General features: G+C 49.1%; 19 protein-coding genes. 10 read left to right on the top strand and 9 right to left on the bottom strand.

Annotated elements, in window-relative coordinates; all coding sequences use genetic code 11:
* The first annotated feature begins 578 nt into the window (after nt 1-578).
* On the top strand, nt 579-2777 hold the full coding sequence (locus ACI955_RS11880) for a molybdopterin-containing oxidoreductase family protein (RefSeq protein WP_415243958.1): 2199 nt from the start codon (nt 579-581) through the stop codon (nt 2775-2777).
* Between the two features lie 300 nt (nt 2778-3077).
* Here the strand turns inward: ACI955_RS11880 and mprF are convergent, their stop codons facing one another.
* A complete protein-coding gene (gene mprF / locus ACI955_RS11885; RefSeq protein ID WP_415243959.1) occupies nt 3078-5630 on the bottom strand; it encodes a bifunctional lysylphosphatidylglycerol flippase/synthetase MprF in 2553 nt (850 codons plus the stop codon).
* A gap of 303 nt (nt 5631-5933) precedes the next feature.
* Between mprF and ACI955_RS11890 the strand changes: the two genes are divergently transcribed.
* On the top strand, nt 5934-6617 hold the full coding sequence (locus ACI955_RS11890; RefSeq protein ID WP_415243986.1) for a TonB-dependent receptor domain-containing protein: 684 nt from the start codon (nt 5934-5936) through the stop codon (nt 6615-6617).
* A 12-nt stretch (nt 6618-6629) separates the two neighbouring features.
* Complete coding sequence (locus tag ACI955_RS11895; protein WP_415243960.1) at nt 6630-7034, top strand: hypothetical protein; 405 nt, start codon at nt 6630-6632, stop codon at nt 7032-7034.
* 33 nt (nt 7035-7067) lie between these two features.
* Here the strand turns inward: ACI955_RS11895 and ACI955_RS11900 are convergent, their stop codons facing one another.
* The gene (locus ACI955_RS11900) at nt 7068-9482 is read right to left on the bottom strand and encodes a TonB-dependent receptor (protein ID WP_415243961.1); all 2415 of its coding nucleotides are present in this window, start codon (nt 9480-9482) and stop codon (nt 7068-7070) included.
* Nucleotides 9483-9731: 249 nt separating this feature from the next.
* Between ACI955_RS11900 and ACI955_RS11905 the strand changes: the two genes are divergently transcribed.
* The 4 genes from ACI955_RS11905 to ACI955_RS11920 are packed head-to-tail and all read left to right on the top strand — an operon-like array spanning nt 9732 to nt 13421.
* Entirely contained in the window at nt 9732-10451 is a 720-nt protein-coding gene (locus ACI955_RS11905; protein WP_415243962.1) for a glutathione S-transferase family protein, read from the top strand.
* Between the two features lie 24 nt (nt 10452-10475).
* Complete coding sequence (locus ACI955_RS11910; RefSeq protein WP_415243963.1) at nt 10476-11246, top strand: SDR family oxidoreductase; 771 nt, start codon at nt 10476-10478, stop codon at nt 11244-11246.
* Nucleotides 11247-11275: 29 nt separating this feature from the next.
* Nucleotides 11276-12475, top strand: a complete 1200-nt coding sequence (locus ACI955_RS11915; protein ID WP_415243964.1) for a CaiB/BaiF CoA transferase family protein — start codon at nt 11276-11278, stop codon at nt 12473-12475.
* Between the two features lie 22 nt (nt 12476-12497).
* Nucleotides 12498-13421, top strand: coding sequence for a hydroxymethylglutaryl-CoA lyase (locus ACI955_RS11920; RefSeq protein WP_415243965.1), 924 nt, complete (start codon nt 12498-12500; stop codon nt 13419-13421).
* 226 nt (nt 13422-13647) lie between these two features.
* Here the strand turns inward: ACI955_RS11920 and ACI955_RS11925 are convergent, their stop codons facing one another.
* The 7 genes from ACI955_RS11925 to ACI955_RS11955 form a co-directional block, all read right to left on the bottom strand.
* Nucleotides 13648-14301, bottom strand: a complete 654-nt coding sequence (locus tag ACI955_RS11925) for a DUF799 domain-containing protein (protein WP_415243966.1) — start codon at nt 14299-14301, stop codon at nt 13648-13650.
* Nucleotides 14301-14660: a DUF4810 domain-containing protein gene (locus ACI955_RS11930; protein WP_415243967.1), complete on the bottom strand. Its 360-nt coding sequence runs from the start codon at nt 14658-14660 to the stop codon at nt 14301-14303. Before ACI955_RS11930 ends, ACI955_RS11925 begins: the two co-directional genes overlap by 1 nt.
* Before the next feature lie 15 nt (nt 14661-14675).
* Nucleotides 14676-15374, bottom strand: coding sequence for a CsgG/HfaB family protein (locus tag ACI955_RS11935; RefSeq protein ID WP_415243968.1), 699 nt, complete (start codon nt 15372-15374; stop codon nt 14676-14678).
* 233 nt (nt 15375-15607) lie between these two features.
* Entirely contained in the window at nt 15608-16507 is a 900-nt protein-coding gene (locus ACI955_RS11940) for an alpha/beta fold hydrolase (RefSeq protein WP_415243969.1), read from the bottom strand.
* Between the two features lie 135 nt (nt 16508-16642).
* Nucleotides 16643-17044 carry a hypothetical protein gene (locus ACI955_RS11945; protein WP_415243970.1) on the bottom strand — a complete coding sequence of 134 codons (402 nt, stop codon included), beginning with the start codon at nt 17042-17044 and terminating at the stop codon, nt 16643-16645.
* 208 nt (nt 17045-17252) lie between these two features.
* Nucleotides 17253-18389 carry an acyl-CoA dehydrogenase family protein gene (locus ACI955_RS11950; RefSeq protein ID WP_415243971.1) on the bottom strand — a complete coding sequence of 379 codons (1137 nt, stop codon included), beginning with the start codon at nt 18387-18389 and terminating at the stop codon, nt 17253-17255.
* Nucleotides 18390-18420: 31 nt separating this feature from the next.
* Nucleotides 18421-19608 carry an acyl-CoA dehydrogenase family protein gene (locus tag ACI955_RS11955; protein ID WP_415243972.1) on the bottom strand — a complete coding sequence of 396 codons (1188 nt, stop codon included), beginning with the start codon at nt 19606-19608 and terminating at the stop codon, nt 18421-18423.
* A 268-nt stretch (nt 19609-19876) separates the two neighbouring features.
* Here ACI955_RS11955 and ACI955_RS11960 point away from each other — a divergent pair, with 268 nt between their 5' ends.
* From ACI955_RS11960 to ACI955_RS11970, 3 genes are all read left to right on the top strand, one after another.
* Nucleotides 19877-20311, top strand: coding sequence for a Zn-ribbon domain-containing OB-fold protein (locus tag ACI955_RS11960; RefSeq protein ID WP_415243973.1), 435 nt, complete (start codon nt 19877-19879; stop codon nt 20309-20311).
* Nucleotides 20312-20332: 21 nt separating this feature from the next.
* Nucleotides 20333-21520, top strand: coding sequence for a lipid-transfer protein (locus tag ACI955_RS11965; RefSeq protein ID WP_415243974.1), 1188 nt, complete (start codon nt 20333-20335; stop codon nt 21518-21520).
* A 108-nt stretch (nt 21521-21628) separates the two neighbouring features.
* Nucleotides 21629-21808 (top strand): hypothetical protein, encoded by a 180-nt coding sequence (locus ACI955_RS11970; protein ID WP_415243975.1) that lies wholly within the window; start codon nt 21629-21631, stop codon nt 21806-21808.
* Nucleotides 21809-21850 lie beyond the last annotated feature (42 nt).

Genomic DNA, 21850 nt, shown 5'->3' on the forward strand with positions numbered 1-21850 from the left:
GGCTACTCTGGCATGCAGAATTAACAGTATTGATGTGTTTAAACGTAGCTTGGCTCAATGAGCCTGTTGATGATTCGAAGCAATCACTGCGCTCACCATGATATAAATTCCGGTTTAACAGTCTCAATAAGGCAAAAGAAATAATATAACGCAGGAGTAAAGCCGGCTACTGCATATCGAACACTTTGCTTTCACACCCCCTCCTGAAGCTTGGCACTACTATCTAGGAAGAATACGGATCTATGCTAACTGATGGTGCCGCCGCTCCAAATATATCAATCAAAGCCTTATACGGTGAGGCTTAAATATTAGAGTAAATAGTATTTGGCGGATGTTCGCCTTGATAATCTTGCACAGCAAATTATTAGCGTGTGCAAAAGCAGATTTGAACTTTGGGCCTATTCAAGCCTTGTTATACGCAATATTTACGCAGCTAGTGAACTGCGCCAATATTGAAGGAGATAAAAGCACAGTCACCGCACTAAAAGCAGCGGTAAGCTGGCAAAATTAAGTATACTGTTCATCGTGATAACAGCATTAAATTAAAAATAAAAATTGAATATCGGGGTTATACAACGTTGACTAATACACATTCCGCGATATGCCGTGTATGTCCGGCCTATTGCCAAATCATTGCCCATGTAGACGCTGGAAAATTAACAAAAGTTACCGGCGACAAAAACGATCCCTATTTCAAAGGCTACACCTGCCCCAAGGGACGAGCGCTTCCTGAACAGCACAACAACCCCAATCGCTTACTGCATTGTAAAAAAAGGTCGTCTATCAAGACCTTTAATAACATTGGCAGCGAATCGGCGATGGACGAGATCGCCGAGAAAATATCAGCCATTATTGAAAAGCACGGCCCGCGCTCAGTCGCCGTTTATGGCGGCACCGGTCAGGTATCTACACCGGTTGCACCCTCAGTAGCCGTCTCGTTCTTAATGGGCATTGGCTCACCCATGCACTTCACCTCCAGCACCATTGACCAGCCGGGCAAACACATTGCCATGGCAGCTCACGGCCTTTGGGCCGCGGGTGAACTGGATTTCAATACTGCCAATAGCTGGATTATTGTTGGTGCAAACCCGGTTATATCTAAGGCCAGTGGCGCGCCGGGGAATAACCCAGCTCAGCGCCTAAAAGCCGCCCAGGAGCGCGGCACCAAGCTCATTGTTATAGACCCTAGAGTCACGGAAACCGCTAAACGCGCCCATATTCACTTGCAGGCGAAGCCCGGCGAAGACCCCACTATTTTAGCGGGACTACTCAATATTATTATTAATGAAAAGTTATATGACCACGCTTTTATTGAAGAAGATGTAGAAGGCTTTGAAGCACTTACAAAAAGTGTTGCGATGTTTATACCAGAGTATGTAGCAAGCCGCGCAGAGATAAGTTCGGATCAGCTAATAGCTGCCGCTAGAACATACGCCTCAGCGGTTGGCCAGAGTGGTCGGGGCGGCGCCGTGACGCTGGGCACAGGCCCAAACATGTCGCTACACGGTAGCTTGAGTGAATATCTCGGCTATTGCCTGATGTCGGTATGTGGTTACTGGTCTAGAGCAGGCGATAAAGTGACCAAACCCAATGTGCTCACCCCCGCATATATTGCAAAAGCGCAGGCAAGACCGCCTTATAAGGGCTGGGATTACCCAGAAAAAATGCGGGTTCGCAATCTCAGCAAAACGGCAAGCGGTATGCCGACAGCGGCATTGGCCGACGAAATGCTGTTAGAGGGTGAGGGCCAAGTAAAAGTATTGATCTGCTTGGCAGGCAATCCAATGATGGCCTGGCCAGACCAGAATAAAACCTATAAGGCCCTGAAGAATCTAGAATTGCTGGTTGTACTTGATTACCACATGACCGCGACCGCTGAGCTCGCGCATTATGTGATACCACCCAAGCTGTCACTTGAAACCCCGGCTACAACGCAGTTGTGCGAAGGTAATAAACACTATGGTTATGGTTTAGGTTTTGATGAGCCCTATGCTAGCTATGCCCCCGCGGTGGTAGAGCCACCAGAAGGCGCCGATGTTGTAGAGGAGTGGGCCTTTTTCTATGGCTTGGGTCAGCGCATGGGACTGAACTTATTTGTGGCCTCGCAAACCGGTTGGGACAAGTTTCAAGAGAGCTCCCCTGCCTTCGCCTTTCTCGACATGAAAAACAAACCAACAACAGACGAGCTACATGAACATTTAACGGCGAATGCCAGAGTCCCACTGGAAGAAGTTAAAAAACACCGTGGTGGTAAAATATACGAAGTGAACGAAGTCGTTCAGGCTAAGGACCTCGCATTTGAAGGCAAGCTGTGTGTTGGCAATGCCATGATGATGCAAGAGCTGGCCGACGTCTTTGCAGAACCACCTGCAAGTCAAGAAGCCGCAAATGAATTCCCCTTCAGACTGGTGTGCAGACGCCTAAACTCGGTAATTAACTCAGCCGGTAGAGAGCTTAAGAAATCATCGGGCAAACAATATAACCCAGCTTATATGCACCCCGACGACCTAGAGTGCCTTGGTTTACAAAGCGGCGACACGGTATTACTGTCCTCCCCTCATAGTGCTATTCGCGGTATTGTTGAACCAGATGGCACCTTATTAAAGGGGATTATTTCCATGACACATGCCTTTGGCGGCAACCCCGGCGAAGACGATGACAAGGTCAGTGAAATAGGAAGTAACACCGGCCGCTTAGTGTCGGTGGAAAATAACTACGACCCCATTACAGGCATACCACTCATGTCGAATATTCCGGTGCGTGTGGAGTGCATATGAAACTGAATTTTTCTATGTCACCAGCCATTGGGTAAACGGCTTATCGTGACATAAAAAAATCGGTATAAATAAAAACACCAGATAAACTTATTGCCTTAAGCAAGCCTAAGCTTTGGCATCACCTGAATAGTAGTCCCACGCAAAACCAGAAACTGATTATTTGACCGCCGGTTTACGCAAAACCCTACGGTCATTCCCTCCCCCCGCCAGACGTTCACTTCGCCTAATTTATACCGTTGTTATTTTTCCTTAACAGTAGCGAGATTTCATTTTCATTCAATAAAACAGCAAGTGAAATAACTACTTTTTGAGAATCTTTATGACCCCGCCAGAGATGAGCCTAGCACTGTCAAATAGGGCGATGGGCAGCCGAAGTACGCCGTCCTGGCATGCGATATAACGCGGCGTCCATTCAGGATCAAACTTCTCTTTATACTGACGCAAGCCCTCAAAATTATAAAATGCCTCGCCATGGGAAAAAATGAGATGCCCAATTTTGTGCCAAATTGGCGCCAGCGCACGTTTCTCCAGGCCTGATAATGGAGCCATGCCAAGGCTAAACCACTGATATCTCTGCGCGCTGCCCCAAAGCATCAGTTCGACGAATAAGTAATCCATGATGCCTTTGGGAGCGGCAGATGAATATCGCATTAGGTCAATCGACAGCGATTTACTCGCAGACGCCGGCCAAAGATTTGCAAATACAACAATGTCGCCATTGACCCGCACCACCGCACAATCAAATCGACAAATATAAGCCTCGGTAAATGCGCCAATCGAAAATGATTTTTCAGCTGCCGACTTCTCAGTTAACCAGGCATCAGAAATACGCAGCAGTTCGGGGTAAATATTCGGCACAGTCTCTTTTGAAAGCACCTCAAATACCGCACCGAGCTTCTTACCTTTATTATAAGCTTGGCGCAAATCGGCGCGTTGACTCCCTTGCAGAGAAAAGTCAGCAAGGCCAACTTGTGCATTCTCGCCAATTTTAGCCAGCGTCATACCCATATCAATATAGTGAGAAAGGTTTACCCCAGATACCTGATAGAACACTGGCCTACCACCGTTCTGGTCTACCAACTCGCGGAATTGCCAGAGTAATTCTTGATGTGTAGACGTCGGGCCAACGGGATCACCCATCGTTATCCAGCTATCGCCACTAATTTGATACATGATAAATGCACTTTGATCCGCCGACCAAAATATACGTTTATCCCCTAGCAGTGCGACATTAGCCTCTGGGTCGGTAATATTGTTGAGAACCGCGCCCAGCTTGTCGAAATCGAGGTCCAAACTTGACGGCATATTGGTCACACCGCCTTTTAAGATCTTCCAAAAAGCAAAACCTGCTAGTGCTAGGGCGACCACAAAGGAGGCGCGCAACATGCGTGGTGCATCAGCACTCGTCGCAAACTGCCACCACAGTTGATTAGAATATACGATGTGGCGATTACTAAGCAGACCCACCCAAGCAGTCACTATAAAAACCAGAACTATTGGTAGTAGCCAATCTATGCTTAAACGCTGGGCGATTAGGGCGCCTTTACGATAAAACGCTTCTCGGCATAGATACAAAGTAAAACTAACCACAGCAAGGATCATGGCTTCTTCGTAATCGAAGCCTTTTGCCAATGACACGGCAATACCCATCAAAAGCATAACTAAAGCTGCGATGTAAGCACTATGGAGGCGGCGGAACAATCCGTGCGCCATAATCAGCAAGCCTGCACCAAGCGCGCTACCAAGCAAGTGAGACAACTCGAGCGCGGGCAATGGAATTATATTTAAAACAATATGCAACCTAGATTCAACAGCGGGCATGGAGCCCGAAATTAGCAATACGGTACCGGCAAGAAAAACCGTCATACCAAGAATCTGCGGTACAAGTCCTGTAAGCCAGCTCAAGATATAGGCTGCGGGACGTTTTATTTTATCTCGGTGTGCCTTCAGTTCACTCACTAACACCAAGATCAAAGCGATCAAGAACGGCACCAAATAATAAACCAGTCGATAGATCAGCAGCGTACTTAGCAAGATATTGCGATCTATTTCCGGAAGCGCCGCAACAACAACCGCCTCAAAAACCCCAATGCCTCCGGGGATAGTACTAAGTAAACCCGCAGAGATGGCCAGCAAGTATATGCCGAGAAATTGCAAAAATCCGATACTCAGATGCGAGCCAAGCAATACATACAGTGTCGCTGCGGCCAACAATATATCCGCTATCGATAGCCCAAGCTGGCGCGCACACAATCTTGGCGTGGGCATTGCAAACTGCCAGCCGCGAAATGTTATCGGCTTGGGAACTAGCGCAGCAATAGCGCCATAAGCTAGCGGCGCGGCCAGCAGCAAGATAGCAACAATGTGCACAACTGACTCGGAGATCTGCAAAATCGCCACCTGATCAGCTGGCATAGCCCATAGAGCGACACCGAGCAGAAATGACATACCAAGGGTAAAAGTTAGGCCAACAAATACAATTACAGATGCAATTTGGGCTCCGCTCAAACCCAGCAAGGTATAGGCTCGGTAGCGGATTGCGCCACCCGACAAGGTCGCCAAACCGACATTATGACCGACCGCAAAAGCAGTGAATGCGGGTATTGCGATACGTCGATAGGGTATTGATTTATTAATATATTGAAAGGCCGCAGCGTCGTAGCCGGTAAGAACAATATAGCCACAGATCGCGCACAGGGCTGAGGCCAGCAATGCCGGCAGAGGAATAACGCCAAGCTGGGAATACACTGTGGCCCCGCTAATTCCACCTAACTCGCGGTGTAAAAACCATAGCGCAATCGATAAAAAACTAATACTAAAGACGGGTCCGATAAGATAGCGCGGATTTTTCAAGTTATAGGATCACCTGCTGCAGACCAATTGTGCCGGCGGCCATATAGGAGAATAGGGCCATAAATTTTTAACGATTTAAGCAAGTCAAAGAGGGAAGGCTCAAAGTCGATAACAATAGCACGGACACATAGTCAAAACGTCAATTCACGCCGCTCGCTATATCCACTCCAAAGAGAAATATCAATGACGTCAAAATAACGCCCTAATACCCTTAGGGGTAAATTATCAACCGGGCTTTGAGACAAGGTGTCTGTTTAGTGACGCTGCTTTTGGTGCTGCACAAATTATCACCGCCTTCAAACGATCCGCTATGGCTTCGACCTTCGTTACGCCTTGTCTTGGGGACATGACAACGTGCTAACCGCCGGCACAATCGCTTATCTAGGCGACAACCCGCGCACCCGTCATATCAGCAATGACATTCGCTCCAGCGCACAGAACTCAGCGGATATAGCCTTCAAGCAGGACCGCGTCATCAGCTATAACGTTGTTTTTGTCGAGAACCTATTCCGCTTCGGCAAACTTAGCGTGGTGCCCACCATGCGCTTCGAGCGGGTCAATTACGATTTAGCGGAAGTGGTGAAAAATCCGAATCTCAATCGGGAGGCCATCGACCTAGATCGCACTTTTAATGAAACCCTGTTCGGCTTGGGCCTGATGTACCAGACTAGTGAGCGGTCAGAAATATACGCCAACTTCTCAGAATCTTATCGCCCGCAGCGCTTCGACGATCTGATCAACCCGGCATCGGAATTAGCGGGTAGCAACAACCCCAGCGTATCGCGCGCGGTCAACTACGAGATCGGTTATCGCAGCCAAGCGATTGATAATCTGGTTCTCGATATCAGTCTGTTTCGCATCGATTTCGAAGACAAAGTCGAGCAGATCCAAGTGACTGTCACCGACGTTGAAAGGATAAATAGTGGCGACTCGCGCCATCAGGGTTTGGAGTTTAGCGTAGAGTACGACCTGCTACCGAGCATCTAGCGCTCACTGAAGTTGTTCGCCAACGGCTCTCTGCTGGATGCCGAAATAAGCAATAGCTTGAACACCAGCCTGATTGGCAACAGCACTGCATTCTCGCCCGAACATTTGCTGCGTACTTGCTTGCTGTTCGACAGCGAAAAGCGGAACGCCGCTCTTACCGCTACCATCGTAGGTGAACAGTATTGGCAGGACTCCAACCTAGCCCGTGGCAGCGGCGCCAATGAAGTCGCTGCCAAGATTTCAGGCTATGAGGTGCTGGACTTCAGCCTCGAATATGAATACAGAGAACAGTGGAGCTTGTACGGCGGCATCAACAATATGTTAAACCAAGACTACTACAGCCGCGTGCGGGCCGACGGTATTGAGCCAGCTCAGGAGCGGACCTTTTATATGGGGTTCCGCTTCCAGATTCGCTAGCGTCTCAGCTACACGCTATCCAATGACAGGGCCTTACCAAGCAAACGACAGCGATGCAAAAATCTTGCGGCCAGACTTTTGACGGGCGTTGTAGGAGCCGGGGAAAAATACGGTATCTAAGACCTGATTCAGTACTTTTTCTTCGGTTAAATTACTACCGCCCAAGGTTACAGCCCAACGTTGATCAGTGGAGCCCAGACTAATCCTAGCCGACACTTGCGAGAAACCTTTGAGATAGCTATTGGGGTCTAAGTCCCCGTCGGTGTACTGATTACCCTGGTACAAATAATCTACACTGGCGCGCATGGCAAGGCCAAATAGCGGTAGGGTCAAGGTCGGAGTAATACTGGCGCTTTGCTCTGGCGCGAACGCAATACGCTTACCGCTGAGATCCTGCTTGGCATGAACACCCTGAGTAATCGGCGCTGGCGCATTGGGATAGCTGTCATATTTGGCATCTAGCAGTCCTAGCGATCCGGAAATACTAAGCGGCTCAAACGGCGTCAACCACATAAAGTCCATTTCCAAGCCACGGGATATTGCTGAAGCGGCATTAGTCACATCAAAGAACGCGCCGTTAAATGCCAATACCTGCAAATTATCAAACTCGGTTTGGTACACCGCTGCATTCAAGCGCAGGGTGTTTTCAAAAAACTCGCCTTTAAATCCCGCCTCTATTGTCGCGGCTTCTTCCGGCTCAAAGGACAGATCTTCGCCGCCAAAAGACGAGGCATTAAAACCGCCGCTTTTATAGCCACGGGCATAGGTTAAAAATACATTAGTGTCGCGATTTAAATAATATTGAAACGCTAATTTAGGTGAAACATCGCTTTCCTTGCGACTTAAGCCTCGCTCATCGTAGTCTTCTGCGCTTAATGCCGACTCCATTATACAAGGCGTGCCCAGTGCGGCGGTGCGACAAACACCTTCTCCACTCGCATCCGCGACCTTTTGTTCGCGGCTATAACGAATACCCGGGGTGACAATAAACTGATCGGTCAAGGCCCAGCTCATTTGTGCAAAAACCGCTTGGGCATCCACATTCAAAAGGTAATCTAAACGAAAGAAATCTTCGCCACTGAGTGCGCCCGTTGAATTACTGATCAAACCAATGCCGGCAAGGTTAAGCCCACCTAGCAAGCCTCCACTTGAAACACTGGTCTGTCCGGAGACCAGTTGCAAGGCGTCATCGGTGAGTAAATAAGCGCCAAAGTCATCGCCAGTATTTATTTTCACACCCTGACTAAATCGCGAATCAAAGACATAAGCTCCCATTACAAATTCAACCCCCGAGCCGAGCCCAAATAGGCTGTCCGCCGTGCCGGTAAATCGTAGCTCGGCTGATTGCTGCTCGTAATCTGAGACCACCTCTAGCACCGCAAGGTTAGCCGGCGAGGTATCCAGGTCGACCAAGCTGTCGATAGTTAATGCGGTATCAGCTAACACTAATACCATATTAAGATTATCTAGTGCGCCAACAGGAGCAATATCCCAGTCGGTTTTCAAGCCGAGGGTGTCAGAGGTCTTATCTAAGAAACCATCCTGATCATACGAACTGGTAAAATTATATGGATCGCCTTCAATATCGGGATCATAGTTTTTAAGGAAATCACTGCTGCCCTCATCTAGGCTCATTAACTGGAGGCCCCAGTAATTTGCCGATGTTTCTGAAGCCACACCCATCAATTCGAATGACACCTTTTCGGTGGGTAGAAATAATAATTTTATACGTTGGGCATTCTGTTCATGCTTATCATCTTGGCGATTCAAAAACTGATTGTGCAGCTGACCATCCCGGCTAATATCTTGTGCGGCGATACGAACACCAAACCAATCGGTAACCATGCCGCCAATACCCGCCTCTAAACTCACTTCCTCAGGATCGGTTTTATTCATCCGCAAATCCGCAGACAGCTGTTCAGTCGGACCTTTAGTGGTCACATTGAACACCCCAGCAATAGTGTTCTTGCCAAATAGAGTTCCCTGCGGACCCCGCAGCACTTCAACTCGGGCAATATCGAACATCGCTTCGTTATAGTAAGAGGGGCGATTGAAGAATATTTCGTCTTGCACAAAGCCGACTGAACTATCAAAGGCCGAGTTAAGGGGATTAGAACCAAAACCACGGATATTAATTTGCGCCAGAGCAGGGTCAGTATCCGAAGAAAAACGCACATTCGGAATATAAGGGGCAATATCTTGCAAGCCGGTTGCGCCCACCTCGCGCATAAAGTCGCCGCTAACTGCTGTTAATGATATTGGTACGTCCTGAGATGATTGATTGACCTTTTGCGCGCTCACCACCACTTCTTCCAACATGCGGCGACTAGACGAATCTGTGCTTTGCATTGACGTGGCATCTGACGACGTATCTGCCGCGATGACAGCTTGCGCCACACAGGCGACTATTCCCGCCGCCCACCAGCGCGTGTTTGAACCAATTAACATGATGACCCTACCTTTATTATTATTATTTGGCGCCGACATTGAGCATCGACTTGTTCAGATAGTCGCAAAAAACGGGGCGACTCTGAACATTTATATTGTCAACTATGTTTACATTATTAACGCGTCCACAAGCTGCCGTCAAGTGCCCTATTCCACACTTGAGGAAAGCCCAGATCGAAGAAATTCCACTGGACATTGACCCGCCCACAATGTCAATATAATTGACAATTAAATAAGGAGAGTCGCATTGTGATCGACCTGCATACCGTTCCTACGCCCAACGGCCATAAAATTTCAATCGCCCTGGAAGAACTGGGCCTAGAATACAATGTCATCCCCTACGACATCAGCGTAGGTGACCAATTTAAGCCGGAATTACTGGCGCTCAACCCCAACAATAAATTACCGGTGCTAGTAGACCACGACCCTATTTCAGGCAGTAGCGAGCCAATGGTGATTTTTGAGACCGGCGCTATCCTCCTCTATCTCGCCGAGAAAACCGGCAAACTGATGGCGCAAGATCCCGCGACTCGCTTTCAGCAACTGCAGTGGCTGATGTTCCAAGTATCAAGTGTTGGTCCTTTACAGGGACAAGCCCATCACTTTATTCGCTATGCGCGAGTTCCGCAGGATTACGCCCGGGAACGCTATGTTAACGAAAGCCTACGTCAATGCCGCGTGCTAGAAGCTCAGCTCCAACAGCAAGACTATTTGGCTGGCGACTACTCTATCGCCGATATTGCCTGCTGGCCTTGGCTGCGCTGCTTGTCCTTAATTGATATTCATCTCGACAAAGACTTCCCCCGTTTGCACCACTGGTTTAAACGCATTGAAGAACGACCCGCAGTACAAAAAGGCAAGGATGTCATTCATGGCTGGGTCTATCAGCTGCCGCCAAATTTTAAAATGGAATTAGACGAGAAAACGTGGTCATATTCCTTCGGTGAAGAACAATATCGCCAACGCTAATAAATAGGCTTAATAGGAGTTTTTATGCAGGACTTATTTTCGATTGCAGGCAAAACCGCTCTGGTCACCGGTGGCTCGCGTGGTATTGGTGCCATGATCGCTGAGGGCTTTGTGCGCGCCGGTGCCAAGGTCTATATCACCTCACGCAAGGCCAAAGAACTTAACGAGACCTGCGTTCGGCTGTCTGAGCTGGGCGAGTGTATTGCTATTCCCTCAGACTTATCTCAATTAGATGGTATTAAACAGTTAGCTGATGAGCTAATAAGCAGAGAGAGTAAACTGGATATTCTGATTAACAACGCAGGCGCAACCTGGGGCGCTCCTATCGATGAGTTTCCGGAAAGCGGCTGGGATAAGGTCATGGATCTCAATGTAAAATCGGTGTTCTTTCTCACCCAAAAATTACTGCCCTTGCTGCGCAGCGCGGCGACCAAAGATGAACCTGCACGGGTTGTAAATCTGGCATCCATCTACGCATTGCGCTACTCACATCAGAATACTTTTTCCTACTCCGCTAGCAAGGCAGCCGTGCTGCAACTCACCCAGCAATTAGGTGCTAGCTTGATTAAAGACCACATCAATGTGAATGCCATTGCACCCGGCTTATTCCCCAGTAATATGACCGCCTTCTTAATGGAAGACGAAGAAGCCCTGAATAACAGTATTCCCATGAACCGCACTGGTAAGTTGGAAGACGCTGCGGGTACCGCCATTTATTTATGTTCACGCGCATCGTCGTATATGACTGGCGGACTGCTAGTTATTGACGGCGGATCAGTCGTCAGCGCCGGATAAAGCATAAACTCAAAAGACCTGAGCTAGCTATGAATAAACCCCTCAAGGGCCTGCGCATTTTGGATTTAACCCATATGCTGTCGGGCCCATTTTGCACTATGACACTAGCTGACCTCGGCGCTGATCTCGTCAAAGTGGAACCGATCAGCGGCGAAGGCACCCGCAAATTACTGGCCAACGACCCCCGGCATTCCATAGACGGCATGGGTGCGTATTTCATCACTCTAAATCGTAATAAACGCAGTATCGCTATCGATTTAAAAAGCGCTGAAGGTTTAGATATTTTTTACGATTTAGTTAAAACCGCCGATATAGTGATTAATAATTTTGCCGCTGGCGTCCCCGCCAAACTCAAAATTGATTACCCACATTTGGCAAAGATAAATTCACGCATTATTAGCTGCTCAATTACCGGATTTGGCGAAGACGGCCCCGGTGCAAATCGACCTGCCTTCGACCAAGTAGCTCAAGCCTATGGTGGCGGTATGTCCATTACCGGCACAGATGCCAGCCAGCCCATGCGAGCAGGTATACCTATCGGCGATTTGGGCGGTGGTATGTTTGGCATTATGGGAATACTTAGCGCAGTGATAGAACGTCATACTTCCGGTGTTGGCCAGCACGTTGATATCTCTATGCTCGATGTGCAGATTTCATTACTAAATTACATGGCCACCATGTATCACCTGTCGGGTGAGAACCCCCACCCTATCGGCAATAGTCATTTTGTGCACGTGCCTTACAACAGCTATCCAACCGCCGACGGCCATCTTGTTATTTGTGTGCTCACCGATAACTTCTGGCACAAGCTAAAAGACTTGGTGAACTGCCCAGCCCTTGATAGCTCCAAATACGACAGCCAGCCAGGACGCTTGGCAGCCAAAGCAATAATTGACCAAACCTTAGCCGATATTTTCCGCCTCGACAGCACCGCAAACTGGCTAACAAAATTAAATGACGCACGGATTCCAGTCGCACCGGTTAATAATTTTGAGCAGGCATTAAATGACCCACAGGTGCAGCATCGCAATATGGTCGTTGAGCTAAAGCACCCCTCAGGTGCGAGCACCAAGGGTCCAGGCAACCCCATTAAACTGTCACGCAGCAATGAAGAATCCTTCTCTGCGGCACCGCTACTGGGCCAAAATACTGATGAACTGATGGCGGAATTAAGCAACTACTCAGCAGCGGATACCGCGAGACTAAAAGCCGCGGGTATCATTGCCTAAGAACACACCAAAAGAATACCGGATGACGAATTACGCCATGGCTGAAAAAATTATAATTAACGATGTTGGTCCCCGCGATGGCTTGCAAAATCAAGCGGTAACACTTGAACCACAACAGCGCGTGGCCTTAATTCAAGCATTGCTCAAAGCCGGTGTAACACATATTGAAGTAGGCTCATTTGTATCTCCTGCCGCTGTGCCAGCAATGCGTGGCACTGCTGAGGTCATCGTCGCGCTACCTAAAGGCGATTTTCACTTCTCTGCGCTCATCCCTAACCTCAAAGGGTATGAATTAGCCAAAGCCTCTGGCATCGACACGGTTAGCCTTGTTATTGCCGCCAGTAACGCCATGAATGAAAAAAATATTCGCATGAACAATGCCCAAGTCTTAAGCTTTGCCAAAGACGTATTGGGCAGAGGTCAAGCGGATAACTTTCGCACTCTCGCCTGCATTGCTACCGCCTGGGAGTGTCCTTTTGAAGGTTTGATACCGGAGAAAACGGTGATCGACTTATGCAGCGAATTATTCGCCGCCGGCGCCCCCGAAGTGGTATTAGCCGATACCATTGGTGCGGCCTCACCAGCGCAGGTGAAGTCACTTATGAGTAAGCTAGTCGCGGAGTTTGGTGCACAGCGCCTGTCATGCCATTTTCACGACACCCGCGCAATGGGCGTCGCCAATGTTTTCGCGGCAATAGAATGCGGTATACGTAAATTCGATTCTTCGATTGGCGGCTTGGGCGGCTGCCCCTTTGCACCCGGTGCATCGGGTAATGTCGCCACCGAAGACGTGGTGCTCATGCTAAATCAAATGGGCTTTGATACTGGTATCGACTTAGCCAAGCTTGTACTGGCTGCCGATTTAGTAGCCGAGCAAACCGGCGCACATGCGACTGCAAATTCTGCAAAATGGATTAAGCGACAAATTGAAAAAGGTCTGCTTTAACTCAGTTAAATCGACAGATCAAAGTGATCGAATACTAATCATAGATTAGCAAACTAACACCTCTAGTACTGCGAAAATATATCACTCTAAATTCTTAGCGGATCCCCAAGAAATCAATACTATTCAGTGCAGCGGTCCATTGACCTAAGTAGTAATAACGAACGCCCCTTAGCGAATGCCTCAGGGCTTTTTCCGTTCAGAACATCCGCTCAGCACCAATACATTTTCACTCAGAATGGCTCTCTTCAGGAAGATAGGGGCCAGGCAGTAAACCTAGATTCGGGGCATTAATGGCTACCGTATTAGCGGCAGATGAAAGCGCTGGTGTGCGATCAACAATGGAACCGGCAATCTGATCTACAATTGCGCCAATTATGGCGCCAGCTAAGCCACCACCACCGTCGCCGGATGACTGTTGGGCAAACGCACGCGTCGTCCACAATAACTCTCCAGACCTCGCATCAATGAGCTTAAGTTCAGAATCCACAATAGTCGCCGAGTTAACCAATTGAAACTTCTGTCCCCATTGATTAATGGTGGTATATAAAACCGCATCAGCACCGATAATCTCACGTAGCTTTTGCAGTGGCACGCCATTCATTTCACCGGGCGAAGGCAAGCCATTCTCTTTCAAAAATTGATCGATAACAGCTACTGGAAAAACGTAATACCCCTTCTCTGCAAGCGGCTTAGACACAGTAGAAATAAAGGTGTAGGGAGCATTTACGGCCACTGATTCATTGAGTGGCGGAATAACAAGGATGGAGCGAGGCTTATTCGCTTCAAGTGCAGAGTAGTCATATGGTGCGACCTGGCAAGCGGCAAGCGAAAAAGCCAGCAGCACAAAAAAACCTGCTTTACTGATTATCGACCTGTTCATTATCGCGCTCCTTGCTGCTGTAAGCGTGATAAAAACCCATCGATCATCACTGCAGATTCTGGGTACAGCGCTTTCTCCTGGAGAAAAGCCGTCGTCGCCTGTGGCAGATTACCCACGGCGCTATACATATAAGCTAAATGGCCATACACACCCGGAGGAACGGCTTGGCCATTATCCTGAGCGCGCTGGATATCTTGCGTTAATTTTTGAATTTGCAGGTCCGGTGGTGCCTCGCCGGGTTTGACATACATCTTATAGATCAGGTCCTCATAGCTACCCCAGTAATACATGGATTTTTGGGCAGGCACGCACGCGACACACGTCAGCGCTAACACGCAGACTAAAATAATATTTTTCATTGGAGTCCTTTCCTGTTAACTACCGGCCGACCAAACTCCAGCTTCCAAATCACGAACCATATTATTAACTGCTTCGGTGATGGCGAAATTGAGTACCTTGCCATTTAGTGTGGCGTCATAGCCTGCCGTACCGCCAAAACCAACAACTTCGCGGTTACTCAGCGCATATTCACCCGCACCCTGAGTGGAGTAAACAATCTCAGAAGTGGTCACATCAACTATATTAATCGACACCTTGGCATAGGCAGTTTGGGTTTTTCCCGAGCCTAGTATTCCGAATAACTGTTGATCGCCCGTCGTCTTTCTACCAAATTCAGTAACATCACCAGTGACTGCGAAACGCGCGCCACTTAGTTTCTGTTTTATACCGCTAAGCTTTGCTTCTTCAGCAATACGCGCCATATTTTCGCGATCAACGACGGTAAAGCGATTGGTTTGCTGGAGATGGGTTTTTAAGATGGTCTTTGCCTGATTACCCAACTGATCGGAACCAGAGCTGAAAATACCCTGCAGATAATTTGAGCGATTATCAAACTGACCAACCACTAGCACCTGCTTGCGACCTGAGTAGGCTGTGCCATAACTAGCGACCGTCTGCGATTGCACTACCTGATGCGATTCGGTCGCGCAGGCAGACAGCATTAATGCTGCGCCAATCGCTGCCAAGGAACGCCCTAAATGATGAAAATATTTTAAACTCTGAATAGTCAACATCTGCCAAGTCCATTTATTAAGTTATGCGCAATTATGGCCGCGAGCTGTTCCGCGCGTCAATCTGCTTGTGATAAAAAGGAGTCGTAAATAGGAGCTATTTATGCAATTCAGCCCCGATTCTGAGCTGACCGTTATTTTTTGGCTTAAGAAAAAAAACTAAGACGCGAGCCGCTAAGTGTGATCGCGTGATGCACCAAACATAAAGCCATAACTCAGCGAGATAACATTAGCACTTAGACTGCAGCGTCAGCGCCTCGGACATGCACCAAGATCAAACTCACTAACTCGTCTAGTAGTGCTTCGGGTAAGTCGTGGCCCATCCCTTCAATAATTTCGAGGCGGGCATTGGGGATGCGGCGCGCGGTATCTTTCGCGCCTTTAAGCGGCAACATAGGGTCTTTGTCACCGTGTATCACTAAGGTGGGGCTTTTAATTTTATGAAGTAGCTTCTGACGATTACCGCTGGCCATTATCGCCGCCATATGACGCGCCTTACCAGCTGGGTGATGGCCACGATCATAAGCCGCTTCAATTCGCGCTCGCAGCTGTTGCTCTGGATCACCGAGTTCTGGGCTCGATATTAATCGCCACGTTTTTAGGGAGTGGGCAATTTGCGCCTCGCGATCGGGAGCCGCTTTATTCAATATATGCCAAAGCACTTTTGGCTTCATGCCGCCAAAACTGGAACTAGACATCAGCGACACCAGCGAACTAACTCGTTCAGGATAATTAGCCGCCATCAATTGGGCAATCATACCGCCCATCGATGCGCCCACAATGTGAGCACTAGAAATATTCAGCGCGTCGAGCAGTGCAACCGTATCGGCGGTCATATCATCTAAGGTATACGCCACGTTTAATGGCAACTTGAATTGTTGACGCAGCCGCAAGCCAATAATGCTTAGCGGCCTGTCGTCATCTACTTTAGTAGACAAACCAACGTCGCGATTATCGAAGCGAATGACGCGATAGCCGCCGTCTGCAAGCAGATGACAAAAGGATTCTGGCCACACTATTAACTGACTGGCGTAGCCCATAATGAGCAAAATTACCGGCGCGTCGGGCTCGCCAATGTCTTCGTATGCCAGTTCAATACCATCACTTACTACAATACGGTCTCGTGTCCATTCCATGCCCATGACACCTTACATTTGATATAAATTGTGATAGCAGAAAACCCTATGGGGTCGGCCATTATTAATGGTGCAACGCCGCCAAGAACTCTCGGTGAATACACACTGCAACAATATGCGCTGAACAAGTTTACATTAGTGATTATGAATTAGGTCGCTGTCATGATCTTTAAAAAAAATACGGAAGGGCCACTCTCTGCTTTTACCGATATACACATAAAATCCGTAGCGATCTTCACTATAGTCTTCTACAAACTCATAGCGGGCTGGCGGAGCGACATCTTTTGATTTTAATGCCGGCGCGGTGACCAATATTTCTTCAATTTCCATTGGCGGGGAGTCGCCTTTACGCGGCATCGATATTAATACCCGGTATTCACCCGACATTTCTCCACGCTCTATCGACTCAACGGTGACGCCGGTTTCCTCATCAACAAAACCGATCTCGCCTAGAATATTGCCGGTTTCGGTAGCGCTTGCAGCGCAGATAAAACCACTGGCAAAAAGGCATGCAACAATACTGCGTAAGTGACTCATTCTTATTGTCCCATTGTTATATTCGACTCAGAAAGTCAAATATCAACTATTACGATAATCGTCTGATGCTAACACCCATTGTCTATGGCTGTTAAGCAAATCCGGCCGAGTATTACTTAGTATACAAGCCTTTGCTGAATGCGCGACGCAATAGCACCCACAAAAAAGCCGCCCGAAGGCGGCTTATTAATGACAACACTCACTTCTACTAACTACAGAATGCCTCACCCGCCGCAATCCGCTTACCCAGCTTCGCCAAAGTTTTTGCCGAGCTACCCAAAGCAATTTCGTTATGACGCAACCAAAGACAATAGCGCCAAAGCGGGTAATCTCTATCAATACCGGCACCGCCGTGCAAATGCTGCGCCGCATAGCTAACGCGGTGGCCCACATCACCGGCCCATATCTTAGCGATCTGCACTTCGTTGGTGGCGTCCAAACCACCATCTAAGCGGCTAATCGCCTGATAGGTATTCAAACGCAAACATTCAACGTCAATAAAACAGTTCGCAGCGCGATGCCCCACAGCCTGAAAAGTTGAGATTAATACGCCAAATTGCTTGCGCTCGGCGGTATAAGACGCCGTCATCCGCATGGCTTTATCGCTGGCGCCAAGCTGATGGGCACACAATGCGACGGTGCTACATTCGGCAATCCATTGCATCGCCGCTTGGCCATCAACGCCAACTGCCAAAATGTCGGCCGCGTCCACCCGAACATTCTCCAAAGTCAGCACAAACTGCGGCTCATAAGTAGTGACCTGCTGCGCGCTAAGGGTCACACCCTTTGCCTTCGGGTCGAGCAACACAACAGCAAGACCGTCACTGGTTTTCGCTGCGAGTAGTATTCTATTGGCGATATGTGCAAACGGCACATTGGTTTTCTCACCGCTAATCACTAGGGTGTCGCCCTCAGTCTTGGCGGTCGTCAGCCACGGCTGAGCCGGATCATCGTTATAGGCTTCGCTTAAGGCGGCGGTTAATAAGGACTCGCCGCTAGCTACACCAGGCAACCACTGTTGTTTTTGAGCATCACTGCCAAATTTTTGGATCGGTAGCGCCGCTGAAATCAAGTGCGACATTAAAGGCAATGGCGCAATGGTGCGACCCGCTTCTTCTAGCAATAGGGCCAACTCAAAAAAACCAAAACCCATGCCACCGTATTCTTCATCTACTGCAACGCCCAGCAGGCCAGCCTGGGCGAGTTTGTTCCACAAGTCGCGATCAAAACGTTCAGCCTTGTAATCGTCATACTGACTCAATGATTGCGCGCTGACATTGTCATTCAAAATATCTCGCGCTAAATTCTGCACGTCACGCTGCTGCTCAGAAAATCCGAAATCCATGATCTAATCCTCTATATCGTAGTGCGCAAAATTAACGTGATGCGCGCGGCATCCATAAACCCGCCGCAGAAATAATATCGCGCTGTATTTCGTTAGTGCCGCCGCCGAAGGTAATAATTGATGCGGTTCGGTATAAACGTTCAACTCGCGCGGCAATAGGATTTGCACCGTCGGTTTTACGACTAATCAAGGAGGCCTCCCCAATCACCTCACCCAGCAGGCGATACACTTCTATGAAAAATTCAGAGCCATAGACTTTGGCCGCAGAAGCATCTGCCATTTCCAAATTGCCCTCGGTCATTGCCCACGCCTGCTTGTAACAAACCAGTTTCAGGGCCTCAACACCCGCCCGCACCTTGGCGAGATTAATTTGTACCCAGGGCTCATCAATTAACTTTCCGCCATCCGCCGTGTCCAGCTTCTGCGCCCAGCGAACGATGTTATTAAACATTTCTGCGGTGGGACCAAAGTTGACCAAGCTTAAACGCTCACGGTTTAGCTGACTGGTAATGAGCTTCCAACCGCCGTGGAGTTCACCCACCATGTCATCGTCGGCAACCCGAATATTGTCATAGAAGGTCGCATTCGTTCGCACTTCGCCTAGGGTAATAACCGGGCTGCAACTCCAACCGGGATCGCTAGTCGGCACCATAAACATAGAAATGCCTTTATGGGGTTTAGCGGCGTCAGGATCTGTGCGGCAGGCGAGCCAAACGTAGTCGCAAAAATGCGCCAAGCTAGTCCACATCTTCTGGCCGTTAATCAGCCAGCCATCGCCATCTTTAACGGCGCTGGTTTTAAGACTGGCGAGGTCAGTACCCGCACTCGCTTCAGAGTAGCCGATGGCGATTAAACATTCACCGGCCAGAATTTTTGGCACAATCTCGCGCTTCTGACGCTCATTGCCATGCTCGGCCAACTGTGGCCCCACCGACTCAGTAGTAAGAAACGGGAAGGGATAGCCTGCCCGCATGACTTCCTCGACAAAAATAAATTGTTCGATGGGACTCATACCACGACCGCCCAGCTCCTTGGGCCAGCCAACCCCAATCCATCCGTCCTTGCCCATTTTTTTCAGGGCTTCACGCCATAGCGGGCCACCGCCCTCGCCCATGGCTTCGTCGCATTCCGCTTTCAGGTCTGGGGTCATCAGGTTTTCAAAATAGGTCCGCAGTTCTTTGCGCAAGGCATCCTGCGCTGCGGTAAACTCAACTTTCATTGCCGTCCCCTAATTTAGGCTTAAAAATCTTGGATCTAACTGTTCATGCTTATGAGACCAATGATAGGCCTTGGCGGGATGACAACAATTGCAAATTCACTCACCCCAGTGACAATTGCAGTCAGCATGCAGCAGATCACCTATCAGCCATTCAGACGATAGTGCCAAGTCACTGATCTTGCGATGATTTGCCGGTTATACGAGACAGACTCCCAGCCTTAATAAACACCTTGCTGCGCGTCGCCCGTCCATTCGGTGGAGATTCACAATGAGTAATAAACCCGTGCAGGCCGCCATAGAAGGCTGGTTCACACTCAACACGGACACCCCGCACCTTATTGGCGCCTGCTGCAAGCAATGCGGCACATACTACTTTCCCAAAACACTCAGCTTTTGTAAGAATCCGGCCTGCGATAGCACCGAATTCAGTGAGGTTGAGCTCAGCCGCCAAGGCAAAATTTGGTCTTATACCAATGCCTGCTACAAGCCACCTGAACCCTTCATTGCCGATGAGCCCTTTGTGCCATACACCATTGCGGCCGTTGAATTGGAAAAAGAGCAAATGATCATTCTTGGTCAGGTGGTAAAAGGCGTGGATGTTGATCAATTAAAAGTGGGGCAAACCGCAGAGTTGGTGCTTGAAACTCTGCATGAAGATGACGATGCCATCAAAGTCACCTGGAAATGGCAGCCACAGCGCTAAACCCCCCAAGGAGAATGTAGAATGAGTCAAGATATTGCAGTACTGGGCGTCGGCATGCACCCATGGGGTAAATGGGGTCGCAACTTTAGCGAATACGGCGTACATGCCGCTCGCGAAGCACTTAAAGACGCCGGTATACCCTGGCAAGACGTGCAATTTGTGTCTGGCGCGGCAACCATGCGCTGCGGCTATCCTGGCTATGTTGCGGGTGCAACTATTGCTCAGGCATTAGGCTGGCAAGGCGCGCAAGTTAATACCTCGTACGCAGCCTGTGCATCCGGTTCGCAAGCCTTAGCCGCGGCAAGAGCAAAAATCCTGTCTGGCGAATGTGAAGTTGCCTTAGTCGTCGGCGCAGACACCACTCCAAAGGGCTTTTTAGCCCCAGCTAAGGGCTATCGTCCGGAAGACCCCGATTGGTTACGCTTCTATTTAGGCATTACCAATCCAACTTACTTCGCCATGTACGCTCGCCGCCGCATGGATCTCTACGGTGATACAGAAGACGATTTTGGTTTAGTGAAAATTAAAAATAGCGAAAACGGATTTACTAATCCCAATGCTCGCTACAAGAAAAAATTCACCATGGAAGACATTAAAAACTCCGCCATGGTTGCCGACCCCTTGCGTCTGCTAAATATTTGCGCGACCTCAGACGGCGGCGCAGCAATAATTGTATCTAGCATGGATTACGCCAAACGTATCGGCAAAGCCAATGCCGTTAGGGTCGCCGCGGTATCAACCGTCACCCCCACTTTCGCCAGCTCAGTGGTTGAAATGCCAGACATCGCCACCGATTCGGCGGCAGCCGCAGGTGTCGAAGCGCATAGCTTTCGCGCCGCACTGCCGAAAAAAGCCTATGAACAAGCCGGTATTGGACCTGAAGATGTCAGTCTTGCCGAGGTTTACGATCTGTCATCGGCGCTGGAATTAGACTGGTACGAAGACCTGATGCTATGCCCGCGCGGCGAAGCCGCCCAGCTGGTTCGCGACGGCGTCACCAAACTCGGCGGCCGCTTGCCGGTAAATAGCTCCGGCGGCCTAGCCTGCTTTGGCGAAGCCGTACCCGCACAGGCATTGGCGCAAATATGCGAATTAACATGGCAGTTACGTGGCCAAGCAGGCGATCGGCAGGTGCCCAATGCCAAAGTAGGTATTACCGCCAATCAGGGCCTATTCGGCCACGGTTCCTCGGTTATCCTCAAGAAGTAATCCTTAGCAGTAATAGGTAGAATAGGGGCTGGTACTCAACAGCCCCTGCGCTCACAGCAATCGTTTTATGTGAATCAGGCGGCCCACTTTTTTACGCGGAGCACCCTCATGGCAGACCTATTAACAATATTGGCGATTCTATTTATTGCACTGATGGTATTAGTGCCCATGATCGAGCGTTTCGCCCCCCAAGCATCACCCGAACAGCAGTCAAAAATTCGTCGCTGGATTCTGCCTTTAGTCGGTTTATCCCTGGCGCTGGCACTACTCAAATCGTTTATGGGCTAACTTCCACATCGTCTGTATCTGGGCCTATCAAGATAAAAAGCG

It is taken from the genome of Zhongshania sp. (genome assembly GCF_047636175.1).
Classification (GTDB): Bacteria; Pseudomonadota; Gammaproteobacteria; order Pseudomonadales; family Spongiibacteraceae; genus Spongiibacter.